11 protein-coding genes are annotated in these 13,451 nt (G+C 57.1%); 5 read left to right on the forward strand and 6 right to left on the reverse strand.

All coding sequences use genetic code 11. The annotated features are described in order from the left end of the window. Position 1: 1 nt before the first annotated feature. The gene (locus tag ACR0AD_RS13195; protein WP_480487805.1) at positions 2–436 is read right to left on the reverse strand and encodes a glyoxalase superfamily protein; all 435 of its coding nucleotides are present in this window, start codon (positions 434–436) and stop codon (positions 2–4) included. Positions 437–613: 177 nt separating this feature from the next. Beyond that, positions 614–1,465, reverse strand: coding sequence for a bifunctional helix-turn-helix domain-containing protein/methylated-DNA--[protein]-cysteine S-methyltransferase (locus ACR0AD_RS13200; protein ID WP_480487807.1), 852 nt, complete (start codon positions 1,463–1,465; stop codon positions 614–616). Positions 1,466–1,582: 117 nt separating this feature from the next. Between ACR0AD_RS13200 and nth the strand changes: the two genes are divergently transcribed. Both nth and ACR0AD_RS13210 read left to right on the forward strand, forming a co-directional pair. Continuing rightward, positions 1,583–2,227, forward strand: coding sequence for an endonuclease III (gene nth, locus ACR0AD_RS13205; protein WP_209505105.1), 645 nt, complete (start codon positions 1,583–1,585; stop codon positions 2,225–2,227). Continuing rightward, entirely contained in the window at positions 2,224–3,213 is a 990-nt protein-coding gene (locus ACR0AD_RS13210; protein ID WP_480482801.1) for an adenosine kinase, read from the forward strand. The genes nth and ACR0AD_RS13210 overlap by 4 nt, the downstream gene beginning before the upstream one ends. Positions 3,214–3,659: 446 nt before the next feature. On the opposite strand, the gene ACR0AD_RS13215 is transcribed toward ACR0AD_RS13210, so the two are convergent. Further along, entirely contained in the window at positions 3,660–4,565 is a 906-nt protein-coding gene (locus ACR0AD_RS13215) for a LysR family transcriptional regulator (protein ID WP_480482799.1), read from the reverse strand. A 97-nt stretch (positions 4,566–4,662) separates the two neighbouring features. On the opposite strand from ACR0AD_RS13215, the gene ACR0AD_RS13220 reads away from it, so the two are divergent. Both ACR0AD_RS13220 and ACR0AD_RS13225 read left to right on the forward strand, forming a co-directional pair. Continuing rightward, positions 4,663–6,189, forward strand: a complete 1,527-nt coding sequence (locus ACR0AD_RS13220; RefSeq protein ID WP_480487809.1) for a sulfatase family protein — start codon at positions 4,663–4,665, stop codon at positions 6,187–6,189. Positions 6,190–6,227: 38 nt separating this feature from the next. After that, the gene (locus ACR0AD_RS13225) at positions 6,228–7,814 is read left to right on the forward strand and encodes an ABC transporter substrate-binding protein (protein WP_480487811.1); all 1,587 of its coding nucleotides are present in this window, start codon (positions 6,228–6,230) and stop codon (positions 7,812–7,814) included. A gap of 901 nt (positions 7,815–8,715) precedes the next feature. Here ACR0AD_RS13225 and ACR0AD_RS13230 read toward each other — a convergent pair. The 3 genes from ACR0AD_RS13230 to ACR0AD_RS13240 all read right to left on the reverse strand — a co-directional run bounded on the left by ACR0AD_RS13230 (position 8,716) and on the right by ACR0AD_RS13240 (position 12,383). Continuing rightward, positions 8,716–9,342, reverse strand: coding sequence for a GTP-binding protein (locus ACR0AD_RS13230; protein WP_480487813.1), 627 nt, complete (start codon positions 9,340–9,342; stop codon positions 8,716–8,718). 374 nt (positions 9,343–9,716) lie between these two features. Next, positions 9,717–10,808, reverse strand: coding sequence for an aminomethyl transferase family protein (locus ACR0AD_RS13235; protein ID WP_480487815.1), 1,092 nt, complete (start codon positions 10,806–10,808; stop codon positions 9,717–9,719). A gap of 12 nt (positions 10,809–10,820) precedes the next feature. Further along, positions 10,821–12,383, reverse strand: coding sequence for a trimethylamine methyltransferase family protein (locus ACR0AD_RS13240; RefSeq protein ID WP_480487817.1), 1,563 nt, complete (start codon positions 12,381–12,383; stop codon positions 10,821–10,823). 107 nt (positions 12,384–12,490) lie between these two features. Here ACR0AD_RS13240 and ACR0AD_RS13245 point away from each other — a divergent pair, with 107 nt between their 5' ends. Then, complete coding sequence (locus tag ACR0AD_RS13245) at positions 12,491–13,363, forward strand: LysR substrate-binding domain-containing protein (RefSeq protein WP_480487819.1); 873 nt, start codon at positions 12,491–12,493, stop codon at positions 13,361–13,363. Positions 13,364–13,451 lie beyond the last annotated feature (88 nt).

A 13,451-nucleotide genomic window follows, 5' to 3' on the forward strand; every position in this document is an offset into this window, starting at 1 on the left:
GTCAGACAGGCCGCACCACTAGCTGGGGTTCCCCGTCGGACGTATGGCGACGGGAACGACCGTCCCAACCAATCTCGCCGGTCACGCGTTGGCGATAGGCCGAGAAACTGTCGAACCGGACCACATCGACAGGCGTGTCGAACTGCAGGGTCACCCGACGGTGCGCACCGTCCGCCAGCATGTTCAGACCACGAATTTCCGCCGTGAACGGCTGGCCCAGGTAGTGACCTTCGACCCGGTCCCCCACACGCAAACGCATCCGGTTGCCCGCCATCGCGTGCAATGTGTTCCAGTCGCGCACCCCATGTTGATGCGCCACCAGTTCCAGGGCCTGACCGTGCGACAGCTGAACGCCGGTGTCGCGCAGTTTCCGTCGCAGGCGTTTGGCCTGCTCTTTCAGCTCCTCCAGCGGAGCGATGTGTTGTGACAGTGTCATGTTTTGCCTCGTTTCCTTGAACGGGCGCGAGTTTAGGACGGGGTTCGCATTACCATCCGCGCGCCGGGAAAGGGCAACAGATGTTTGTTCAACCGGGTTTCACCAAAGCCTATGGCCGCGAACGGCAGGGGACCCGAACCTGCGGTGCTTTTTGGCAGCGGTCGGGTCTGCTGTCAATCAGGCGTCGGCCTGTGCCGCCTCATAGGCCAGCATGGCCCGTTTGACCGGCAGACCCCAGTGATAGCCGCCCAACCCCCCGGATTTGCGCAGGGCACGGTGACACGGGATCAGCCAGCTGACCGGGTTGCGCCCGACCGCCGTGCCCACGGCGCGCACGGCCTGTGGCGAACCCACGCGCTGCGCGATTTCGGAATAGGTCGTCACCTGCCCCGACGGGATGTGCATCAGTGCTTCCCATACCTTGATCTGCAAGGGTGAGCCGATCAGGTAGAGCGGTGTCGGCTCTGACCGGTCGCTGGCCGTGCCGAATGCGCTGAGAACCCAGGGGCGCAGGCGCATCGGATCTTCGACATAATCCGCGTTAGGCCAGCGCGAGACCATATCCTCCATCGCCGCCTTCTCTCCGGTTTCGGCCCCGAAGGCGATGCCGCAGATGCCCTTGTCGGTGCCCATGACCAGCGCGGGGCCAAAGGGGCATTCGAACCAGCCCCAATAGATCGTCAGACCCGCGCCTCTGCGGGCATATTCGCCGGGGCTCATGGATTCCCATTTCAGGAACAGATCATGCAGGCGGCCACTGCCGGACAGGCCGACATTATGGGCGGTTTCAAGCGTGGTGAACCGTTCGCGCAGCAGCGCCTTGGCATGGCCCAGCGTCAGGTATTGCTGGTACCGTTTTGGCGACACTCCGGTCCAGCGCGAGAACAGGCGCTGGAAATGGGCCGGGCTCATGTCCATCTGGCGGGCCAACTCATCGAGGCTGAGGGTTTCACCGCCCTGATCAATCAGGTCGATTGCCCGGCGCATGACGTTATAGTGGTATCCGCTTTCGGGGGTCTGGACGTTCATGGTTGCACCTCGTTGTCTGGCACAAACCATAGCGCGCGCGACACGCTGCCGCGACCCGGAACTTGCGCATTGGCTTTGGGCTTGTGTCGCGGCCCCTCGGGCGGCATTAAGGCCCGGATGGCAAAGCAACTCGACTATCATACGATCCGCGAGATCTTTACGCGCTTTCAGGAAGCCGACCCCGAACCCAAGGGTGAGCTTGAGCATGTGAATGTCTACACGCTGGTCGTGGCCGTGGCGCTGTCGGCGCAGGCAACCGATGCGGGGGTCAACAAGGCCACGCGCGAGTTGTTCAAGATCGCCGATACGCCGCAAAAGATGCTGGATCTGGGCGAGGAGGGCCTGATCGAGCATATCAAGACCATCGGCCTGTTCCGCCAGAAGGCCAAGAACGTCATCAAGCTGAGCCGTATTCTGGTCGAAGACTATGGCGGTGAAGTCCCAAATTCCCGCGCAGCGCTGCAATCGCTGCCGGGTGTCGGACGCAAGACCGCCAACGTTGTGCTGAACATGTGGTGGCGGCAGCCGGCGCAGGCTGTGGACACGCACATCTTTCGCGTCGGCAATCGCACCGGCATCTGCCCCGGCAAGGACGTGGACGCGGTCGAGCGCGCCATCGAAGACAACATCCCCGCCGATTTTCAACTCCATGCGCATCACTGGCTGATCCTGCATGGCCGGTACCATTGCAAGGCGCGCAAGCCGCAATGCCCGACCTGCATCATCCGTGATCTCTGTCAATTCGAGGACAAGACATTATGAAAACCTACCAGCTGACCGGTATCGGAAATGCCGTTGTGGACGTGATCTCGCAGGCCGATGACAGTTTCCTGGAACTGATGGGCATTGAAAAAGGCATCATGCAGCTGATCGAGCAGGAGCGCGGCGAGCTGCTGTATGCCTCGATGGAGGGTCGGGTACAGACACCGGGCGGGTCTGTTGCCAACACGATTGCGGGCGCAGGTGCACTGGGGCTGGATGCTGCTTTTATCGGGCGGGTGCATGACGATGCGCTGGGCCGGTTCTATGCGGATGCGATGAACGAAGATGGCGTCGATTTCGTCAACCCGCCGGTTCCGGGCGGGGAATTGCCGACCTCGCGCTCGATGATCTTTGTCTCGCCCGATGGCGAGCGGTCGATGAACACCTATCTGGGCATCTCCTCGGAACTGTCGTCGCATGACGTGCCCGATGAGGTCGCCGGAAGCAGCCAGATCATGTTCCTTGAGGGCTATCTGTTCGACAAGGAAAAGGGAAAGGCCGCGTTTCTTGAGGCCGCGCGCGCCTGCCACAAGGGCGGCGGCAAGACCGGGATCGCCATTTCCGACCCGTTCTGCGTGGAACGGCACCGGGTTGATTTCCTGCTGTTGATCGAGAATGAGCTGGATTTCGTCATCGGCAACGAGGCCGAAATCAAATCGCTGTTTGAAACCGACGATCTGGAAGAGGCGCTGATCAAGACCGCCGAGATTTGCCCGCTGGTGGTTTGCACCCGCTCGGGTGATGGCGTGACCGTCCTGAACGGAGGCGCGCGCATCGACGTGCCGGTCAAGAGGATCGTGCCAGTAGACGCAACAGGTGCCGGTGACCAGTTCGCTGCGGGGTTCCTGTATGGAATGGCCACAGGGCGCGATTACGAGACCTGCGCCAGGATCGGCAACGTCTGCGCCCGCGAGGTCATCAGCCATATCGGCCCAAGACCCGAGGCTGATATGCTGGAATTGTTGCGGGAAGAAGGGCTGCTTTGAGCCCATTTTGTTGAAAAACCCCTCCTTTATCGAGGGCTGAACGGCCAATCCGCATGTTGCGGGCCGGGTATTGCGTTGTGAGCCGGTTCGCGCGGTGGTTCTGTGAAGTGGTGCAACTGGCTTGAAGTCATTCGGACTATGGTTGCCCACTCATAGAAGCGTGCTGCCTTTTTGAGCGTCCAATCATTCTCACCCTTAAGGGTGTTTGCTTGCTTTAACCTCTGTCTGCGCGCAAGTGCCTTGGATTTTGGTCTTCGTTGCCCCAAGTTTGCGCCGGAGCACACAACGCAGACCCAGAAACACGTGCGGCGTGCCAGTGTCGATTGGCGCGTGGACGAGAGGCATATCCTAGTCGGCGGCAAAAGCGGGACCCATCAACGCATGCAACAGTCCCGCAACGCCGGTGTATCCGAAGAAGTCTGAACGTCAATGAACGCTCTTGTATTTTAGCCAAGTTGTTTGGTCCACAAAACAACGCGTTCGATCTCTTGGATCAGGCAATCCTGAAAATCCCTGTCTATCTGTGAAGCGTTGATGCCAATTGGTTCAACGACCGCAAACCGATAGAGAGGAAGGCCCTCTACGATCCGCGGCCGTCCTTTGTTCCCTTGCAACCAATGAAAAGCCGTAAAAGCATCCACGAGAGGCAACCCACCGCAGGATTTGCTAAGAGTAAGTGCCGCTAAAGATGTTTCGACAGTCACCGGTGGGCGCTCACCCTCTAGCAAGTCACTTAGCGACAAAGCACTCTCAACTTCGTTGCGCAGCCCGATGATCTGACAGGGCGCCATCTGTTCCAGTATCAGCGCCCCCTGACCTGCGGCTAAAGGGTGACCTTCGGGAACAAAACAAATATGTGGTAAGCTTCCCTCAAACAGGACGTTCATTTGCTTCAGAGAGCGCGAAACATAGGCGAAGCCTGTTCTCATCGCGCCGAAACGGGCATAGTCCAGTATCCAGTTTGAAGATCGTACCCGCCAATCGATCCGGATGTTCTTTTCCGCTATGTTCAGCCGTCTCAGGGCCTGAGGCACGAGGTCTAATGAGGCGGCGGTTATTGTGGCAATTGACAAGGACCCGCGATCCTTCCGAGCGATCTGAGAGGCGATCTCGTTCAAGTTCGCAAGGGCCGAAAAATTGCGTTTAACCTCTTGATAGAATTCTTCCGCTTCGGGGAGCGGTGTCACACCCTTACTTCGGCGACGAAACAAAGGAACGCCAAACTCCCGCTCCAGATCCGACAAAAGCCGGCTGACGCTGGGTTGTGACAGATTCAACCTGCGACCAGCAGCGGAAACCGACCCGGTTTGCATGATCGCAGAGAAGACGTTGAGTTGGTTATGGGTGAACATAGGTATTCGATTAACAAATATCAGTCGAAACAGATAGTATTATTTCAAATGTAAGCGCTGTGGTACTGTCCCGTTGTTTCGGAGGGCAGCGCCAAGAATGAAGAAAAATGTCATTTTGATTATGACGGACCAGCAACGCGCGAACAGTCTGGGCTGCACCGGAAACAAGCATGTCAGGACACCGAATATAGACGCACTGGCCCAGCGGGGCGCCGTCTTTACCAAGCATTTCACACCGCACCAGATCTGCTCTCCAAGCCGGTCCACTTTGTTCAGCGGTCAGTATGCAAGGTCGCACGGCCTGACGCGCAACGGGGTTGCCCTGCCTGAGGATCTGAAACTGATCACCCATGACTTTCAGGCCATGGGGTACAAGACCCATGGGGTTGGGAAATTCCACTTCCAACCTATTCTGGCCGGGCCAGAGCATCTTATGCCGGATTCAAACGCCTTTTGGGACTTACCGGAAAGTGAGGGATGGTGCGGCCCCTTTTACGGGTTTGACGCGGTCGACATTCTGATTGGAGAATCCGTTAGTGCCACAAAAGGTGGGCATTATGCCCGTTGGCTGGAATCTGTCGCGCCGGGAGCGGCCGAGCTCTATCTCCCGGAAAACGCGCTTGAACCGCAATGTGGGGATATTGACGAAGTTTGGAAATCGGCCATCCCTTTCGACTTGCATTACAACTCTTGGATCACAGATCGGGCCTGCGAGTTCCTGACCGAAAATGACGGGTCAGACCCGTTCTTTCTGTTTGTTTCCTTTCCCGATCCGCACCATCCTTTTTCCCCCCCTGCGCCATGGTGCGACATGTACGATCCGGCGGACATGCCAATGCCCTCATATGTGCCTGATGAGCTGTCAGCGATGCCGTCTTTCCTGCGCGACGGCGATGATGAGGAAAAAGGTAAAAGCTATGTGGACTTCCTGCGCGATCCGGGACCACCGCGAGAACAGGGTTTTTTGCAGACAACATCGAACTTCTCGGACGATTCAATTCGCCGTGCGATCGCGTATACCAATGGAATGATTTCGATGATTGACGCTTGCGTCGGCCGGATCATGGCACAGGCGGAGCATCAGGGTCTCCTTGAAGACACCGTCGTTATTTTCACCTCGGATCATGGCGAGTTGTTGGGTGATCACGGGCTTATCCGAAAAGGCCCCAGCCCCTACAGATCGCTTTTGCACGTACCGCTGATCGCTGCAGGTCCGGGGATCGAGCCTGGCGAACGTCACGGGACAACAAGTCATCTGGATCTGCGCGCGACCCTGCAGGATTTTTTGGAGCTGGAGCATCAGCCGACCGAAGGGGTCTCTTTCGCTCACCTGATGACGCAGGCAGATGGCCCGGGGCGTCGCGCGTTTTTTGCCGAATATCACCCACGCACGCGCATGGACACTTACAACCAGACGGTAATGACAGACGAATGGCGTGTCACAATCTATCCTCAAAACGCAGACTGGGGAGAGATGTTCGATCTTCGCAACGATCCGGGTGAACACGTCAATCTCTTCTTCAAAGAAGAATACCGCAGCACGCGTGACGAGATCATTGAAAAATTGTCACGACACTTTCCGCCAGCTGCGGATGCAGGCGGAGTGTCACTTGCAACCTACTAATCAAATCTGAGCTCTCAAACGACAACGGGGAAGTCACCATGAACGAACATATCAAATATCTGGCAAAACAGGCAGCGCTTGGCAAAATGCCCCGCCGTGAATTTCTTGGGAAGGCGTCCGCCTTGGGGCTGGCTGCTGCAACAGCCAATCTGGCGATGTCGTCAGCGGTCAAAGCCGCTGGTCCACAAAAAGGTGGCACCATTCGCGTTGGCATCCAGGGCGGCGGCACAACTGACAGCCTTGATCCTGCGACCGCCGCAAACTCAACCGCTAATATGGTCGCCCGCCTTTGGGGTGAGACGCTCTTGACGCTTGCACCTGATGGCGGCCTTGAGCCAAAGGTCGCAGAAAGCTTTGAGGCTTCTGCCGACGCAAAAACGTGGACGTTCAAGATACGAGACGGCATCACCTTCTCAAACGGTCAGCCCGTCACTGCCGAGGATGTTCTACAGACCATCGACCGACACTCGAACGAAGAGACCAAATCCGGGGCGTTGGGCTTGTTGCGCGGTATCGCAAATATGCGAACAGATGGCGACCTGTTCATTGTCGAGCTGGAAGCGCCCAATGCGGACCTTCCATATCTGCTTTCGGATTATCACCTCGTCATTCAGCCTGGCGGCGGTAAAGAGGACCCAGCTGCTGCAATTGGCACCGGTCCTTATGTTTTGAAAGCCGCCGATATGGGTGTGCGTTTCGTGGCTGAACACAACCCCAACCATTGGGATGACACGATTGGTCATGCCGGCACGATCGAAGTGATTGTCATCAACGACAACACCGCACGAGTCGCGGCGCTGCAATCTGGTCAGGTCGACATGATTGACCGTGTGCCGCCCCGTACTGCACGTCTTGTTGACCGCGCGCCCGGTATCACGGTGCGCTCTACGTCTGGCGCAGGTCATTACGTGTTTATCATGCACGTCAATACCGCGCCGTTCGACAACCATGATCTGCGTATGGCCTTGAAATACGCCATCAATCGTCAGGAAATGGTGGACAAGATCCTCTTCGGCTACGGCTCTGTGGGCAATGACACACCCATCAACAGCTCTTATCCCCTCGCAACTGGGTTCGAACAGCGCGAATACGACCCGGACAAGGCGGCGTTCCACTTCAAGAAATCGGGTCATAGCGGGCCGGTCACGCTTCGGTCGTCCGAGAACTCGTTCCCCGGCGCATTGGATGCGGCCGCGTTGTTCCAGCAGTCCGCAGCTGCCGCGGGCATAACGCTGGATGTGAAGCGCGAGCCCAATGACGGCTACTGGTCTGAAGTTTGGAACAAGCAACCTTTCTGCACCAGTTACTGGGGTGGCCGTCCGGTTCAGGACCAAATGCTGTCCACAGCATATTTGTCCACAGCGGATTGGAATGACACCCGGTTCTTCAACGAGCGTTTCGATCAAATCGTCATCGCAGCGCGCGCCGAACTCGATGATGCGAAGCGCAAGGAAATGTACGCAGAAGCCTCAGCGTTGATCCGTGATGATGGTGGTCTGATCTGTCCGATGTTCAACGACTTTGTCGGTGCGACTTCAGATCGGATCAGCGGTTGGGTTGACGATCACAAGGGCTTTGACCTGATGGATTTCCGCGCACCGTTGAAGATGTGGGTCGCCGCTTAAACGCGCGGTTTTCGAGTTTGACCATGAACAGGCGCAGTTCTTATCCCGAACTGCGCCTGTTCAATTGCGACTCGAACCAGCGTTTCAAAAGAAATGGCACGTGTCGGGCATTGATTGGCATCCCATGCCCTGGCGAGAGGAACTACGACTTGAATAGAGCCGCTGCGGGTCTGATCCGATCCGCGCTGGTAAGGAGGGCTCAAGGATCACTTACTGTGAGTGCCAACCCGCAGCGACTGAGCGCATGTAAGAGTTGCAAACTGACACAAAAGGGGGAAGAAAACGCCGTCTGACGTCACTTTTTGAGCGACTAGTCGAAAAATCAAATCGCTTCTTAAGTTTGCGTAAACTTCTTAATGGCCACAACAACTGAATCGACGTTGCGTCAATAAAACGATACGCGAAAAGCGCGAGAAGATACTCACCGCGACAACTGTTTATCACGAAGTCAGGCCAACTCCTGCTCGGTTGGTTTGGCACTGCTGCGCCGCTCATATTTCTCCACTGCCAACGGATGTCTTTGGCATCTTTCTCGCCGTGGCTCCGCTTGGCTCGGGGTTTCTGTCTCATCTCCACTCCTTGGTGGCAACGATGTGCCAGAAACCCTCTCTTATCAAAACGACCTAAATTGTCCCATTGGCGCTGACTTCAGACAATCGTGTTCGATATGCATTTCATCGCGCATCATTCGGCCCCGTGTATTTGATGGTGGACGCTGATGAACTCGTCGCGTTGGGGCGTAGTTCCCGGTACAAACGCTGAACAATGTGTTCTACAATCCGCGTCGAAAGCACTCAGCACTGAGCTGGAAAAGCCCGGTCGCCTTCGAACGGAAAGTGGCTTAAACGAGCACTTGGAGCGGCACGAAAACGTGACAGGTCCACGGAAAGAGTAGTCTCCTTTATGCCACTTCGAGGAACACTCTTCCCAAGGTGTCTTCAGAAACGGCCCCGGGCGCACCGATCGCGACCAGACGAGTTTCCGGCTTGCGCGTTCCCCACTTCTCGTCCCGGGCAATGTCGATACGCTTGCCGACGACTTGCACGACAATACGGTGCTCCGGGTCTTCCTCGCTATAGACAAACCCTTTCACCCGGTAGACCTCACCGGGCAGTCCCTTGATTGCGTCTCGCAGGCCGGAGAGATTAACGGGAAGATCCGAGCGTAGCATCGTGGTCGAGAACTTCGCCGCGTGGTTATGGTGATGCTCATGTTCGGGGCAACCGCAGCCTGGGCCATGGGCGTGTTCTGACGGTTCCGCATCCAGTTGTTCGGCGGCAAAGCGTCCGACAGAGAGCAGGATGTCAAGCGGCACCTCCGCGTTGACTGCTTCCACCAGCCTGTAGCGACGGAAGCGCGATCCCAGCCAGTCATGGACTTTCTGGACCGTCTCGCGCTCCACAAGGTCAACCTTGTTCAGGATCACCATGTCCGAGAATGCGAGGAGCAAGCGGTCTTTGTGAACAAACCGGATTCCGAATTGCTGTGAACGGAATCGTCGTCTGAGAAATTGCAAGACCAGAGACACGAGGTGATCCCATCTTCAATGGAACAATAGACATGGATCGGGACATGTTGCGTGTGTGCCAAGAAAACTCACTGGAAACGCTTGGTGTTGAAATCCCGTTCGAACAAGATTTTTTCACTGCACACACACGCATTGTGGTCTGCCAAACCCAAAGCTACTGATCGCTGGCGGACTTCTTAGTTTCGACAGAAGACCAGCGGAACATCCGAAACCAGCCTTTCAACTGAAAACGGCCAATGGCAGCAAAGTCCGCAATCTGTGAGTTCGACGAGGCCCGGAGTTCGCGCTTGCGGCGAATGTCCGGAAAGCGGGCTGCAACCGCAGAATTCAGAACTAAGGTCGAACGGCAGGATTGGGCCGGTGCCGATGCCATTCTATTCGTGAGTGTGCGTTTTGTTGGGGTCATAAATAGGTTTGGACACAATTGCGGCGCTAGTGTTGAGACCATTTGCCGAGACGCTCAGCGTGGTCCCGATTGAAAGTCCGGGCTGAACATGGGCGACGGCAAGAGATTTGCCCATCCGGTGCGAATAGCAGGGGCTGTTGATGGTGCCGACGCGTCGACCGTCTAGCATCAGGGCTTCACCGCCTTCGACCATGTCCGGGTGGTCGATGTCGAGGCAAACGTTGTTGACCTTCTCAGCGCCTTTCGCCGCCATGACCGCCGATTTGCCGCGGAAATCACCCTTGGTGCTGCTCACCGTGAAGCCCAGACCAACCTCCCACGGGGTGTTGTCCTCGGTCATGTCGTAGCCGTAGAACAGCAGGCCCGCTTCGATGCGCACCTTGTCGAGCGCAGTGAAGGAACAGGGCATTACACCTGCCTCGACCAGTTTGTCCCAGATGTCGGTGATCACCGAGCCACCCGCGAAAATCTCGTAACCGCGTTCACCAGAGTATCCGGTGCGTGAGATGCGGCAAGAGTGGCCGAAGAGCGTTGCTGGCGCGTGCTCGAAATAGGACAGAGTGCTCAGGTCGATATCCGTATGCGCGTTTAGAATATCCAGCGACGCAGGTCCCTGAACCGACAGATCATGCAGATCATCGGTGAACTGCACCTCAACATCGCGCCCTTCCGCCGAAGCCTGCAAGAGCGCCATCGTGTCGCCCGAACCATGCACGATCATCCATTCGTCGCCGCCGTTGTTTGACACGATCGCGTCGTCGGCGATCCCGCCCTGATCAGTCAGAACGCATAGATAGGCCGCCTTTCCCGGTTTGACCTTTGACAGATCGCGTGAAGTCAGGTGATCGAGTACCGCCTGAGCGTGAGGACCACGCACGAAGACCTTTTTCAAGGGTGACATATCAAACATGCCCGCGCGCTCGCGGACCGCATCGTGTTCGTCGCCCGGATCGGTGTTGTAGGTCCAGGCGGTGCCCATCCCATTCCAATCCTCCAGCCCCGAGCCGAGTGCCGTGTGGCGGGAAGCAAGGGCGGATGTGCGGCTGAGTTCTTCGGTCATGGGTGTTCCTTTCTAGTACCATTCGTCCGGCATCTGTGCCTTGCGCTCGGATACGAAGTCCTCAAGCGCGACTCGGATGTCGGGTTTCATTTCGGGTTGTTGATAGTCGTCCAACATCTTTTGCCATCGCGAGGTGGCGCGTTGATCAGCGGTCAGCGCGCCATTTTCAGACCAGGTCTCGAATGGGCCGGCGTCAGATATCTGTGGCTCAAAATTCGCCGTCGTGTAGTGGCGCAGGGTGTGACTGGTCGACAGAAAGTTCTCGCCCAGATCCGTCTCATAGTAGGCATCCCGGCCAAAGGCCTCGTTATCGGTATCGAAACCTTGCAAGAGCTTCAGCATCGCACCGCAATGATCGAGGTCCATGATGAATTTCTCATAAGACATCACAAGCCCGCCCTCGAGCCAGCCCGCTGCATGCCAGACCTGATGCGCACCAGAGAGCAGCGTGGACCACATCGCGCCGGTGCTGTCCTGCATCGCCTGCCCGTCGGGTGCGTTGGACGCGGTGATCTGCCCCCCGCCAGAGCGCACCGGCACGCCCAGCCTTCGACCCAGTTGCGAAAGCGCCATGGTGGTCATGTTCGCCTCGGGCGAGCCAAATGTCAGCGCGCCGGTGCGCAGATTCATTGTCGAGTGGAACGAACCGAAGACCACAGGACAACCGGGGCGCACAAGTTGCGCAAGAGCGATGCCAACCATGGCTTCGGCCAGCGTCTGTGCCGCCACCGCAGCCGGGGAAAGTGGCCCCATGGCACCGGCAAAAATCGCGGGCGACACACAAACGCATTGGCCGGCTTCTGCATAGATGCGCAGGGCCGAAGACATGGTGTCATCATAGATCAGCGGCGAGTTGGCGTTGATATTGGCCTGCATCACTGCGTGGTGTTCCATGGCGTCGCGGCCGAAGACGAGGCGGGCCATTTCGATACTGTCGCGCGCGCGCTCAGGTGCAGTGACAGAGCCCATGAAGGGCTTGGTCGACAGCGTCAGATGCGCCAGCATCATGTCCAGATGCCGCTTGTTCACCGGAACATCTGTCGGCTCGACAACCGTGCCCCCCGAATGGTGCATGGTGGGCGCAAGATAGGCCAGTTTCACGAAATTGCGGAAATCCTCCAGCGTCGCATAGCGCCGACCCTTTGCCAGGTCGCTGACAAACGGCGAGCCATATCCGGGCATCAGCACAACTTTGTCGCCGCCAAGTGTCACGGTCTTGGCCGGATCGCGGGCATGTAGCTGAAACTCAGCCGGAGCCGTGGCACACAGCGCGCGAACATGGCCCGGCTCAAACCTTACACGTTCAAATTCGACCCGCGCGCCCGCTTTTGCGAAGAGATCCAGCGCCGTTTGGTCCCCGCGGAACTCGACACCGATCTTGTCCAATATCCAGTCGGCCTGATCTTCGATGCGGGCCAATGCCGTTTCATCTAGCAATTCGTATGCAGGTATCTTGCGGCCAGTGAACGGCGGGCTCTCGCATGGCGCGTTGTGACGGGACAGACGACCCCTGCGCGCGCTGCTGCGGCGACCCTGAGGTGCTGACATGCCTGATGTTGCGTTTAAAGGTTCCAACGCGATCTCTTCGCTTTGTAAGACTGATTGAAGTTTTTGGGTTTAAAAATATGTTTGAAAATCGAAATTTTCTGTCCGCTACGTACAAATAATTTATACTCATCTTTATGACTGCCCGCTTTCATCACCATGATCTGCTGAGGCTTTTTGCCGAGATCGCACGTCATTCCAGCTTTTCGATGGCGGCTGTGGCACTTAATATGACGAAAGGCGCGATCAGCTATCAAATCAAAACGCTTGAGGCCGATCTGGGGATGAGCCTGTTCCAGCGCACTCCGCGCGGCGTCACTCTGACCGGAGAAGGGTTGAAGCTATTGGCGATCTGCCAGAGCCGATACGAAGAGATCGAAACCGAAATTCAGGTCTTGAAGGGGGTCTCGACCCTCTCTCTGACAGTTGGTGTTTCGACCTATTTCGCGGCGCGCTGGCTGTCGCCACGTCTGATGACCTTCATGCAAAGCCACCCTGATGTGCAGCTTCGCATTCAGCCGATGATCGAATTCTCGGCACATGAATTGCAGGGAGTGGGTCTGACAATCCGATGGGGCAACGGGAACTGGAAAGACGGCATCGTGACACCGTTCATGTCCATGCCGCCCTTTCCAGTGGGCAATCGGGCCGTCGCAGACCTGGTCAACAGGCTGGGCATGCAAGCCGCGATACCGCATCTGACCCTGCTTAGAGATCGCGATGACAGCACCGCCTGGTCCGATTGGCTGAACGCCGCAGATCTGCCCACGCAATCACGGCGGGATGTGTTGATCGTGCCGGACCCGAATGTCCGAGTTCAGGCCGTCATCGACGGGCAAGGGATCGCTTTGATGGATGATCTGGTTCGGGATGACCTTAAGGCGGAACGGCTTTTTCGATTGTCCGAGATCGATTTGTCCGATTACGGATATTTTCTGGTTCAACCCCACAGCGCTGCTTCGAGTGAAGCAGTGAAGGCTTTCTCGAACTGGCTTCTCGGCGAAGCCTGAAAAGACCCTCTCTTGAGTATTCTACCAGAAATTATTATACGATGTATAAATACACTGCAGGAGACTCCGAATTTGCCCACAGGACATA

Source organism: Ruegeria sp. BH8 (genome assembly GCF_056538065.1).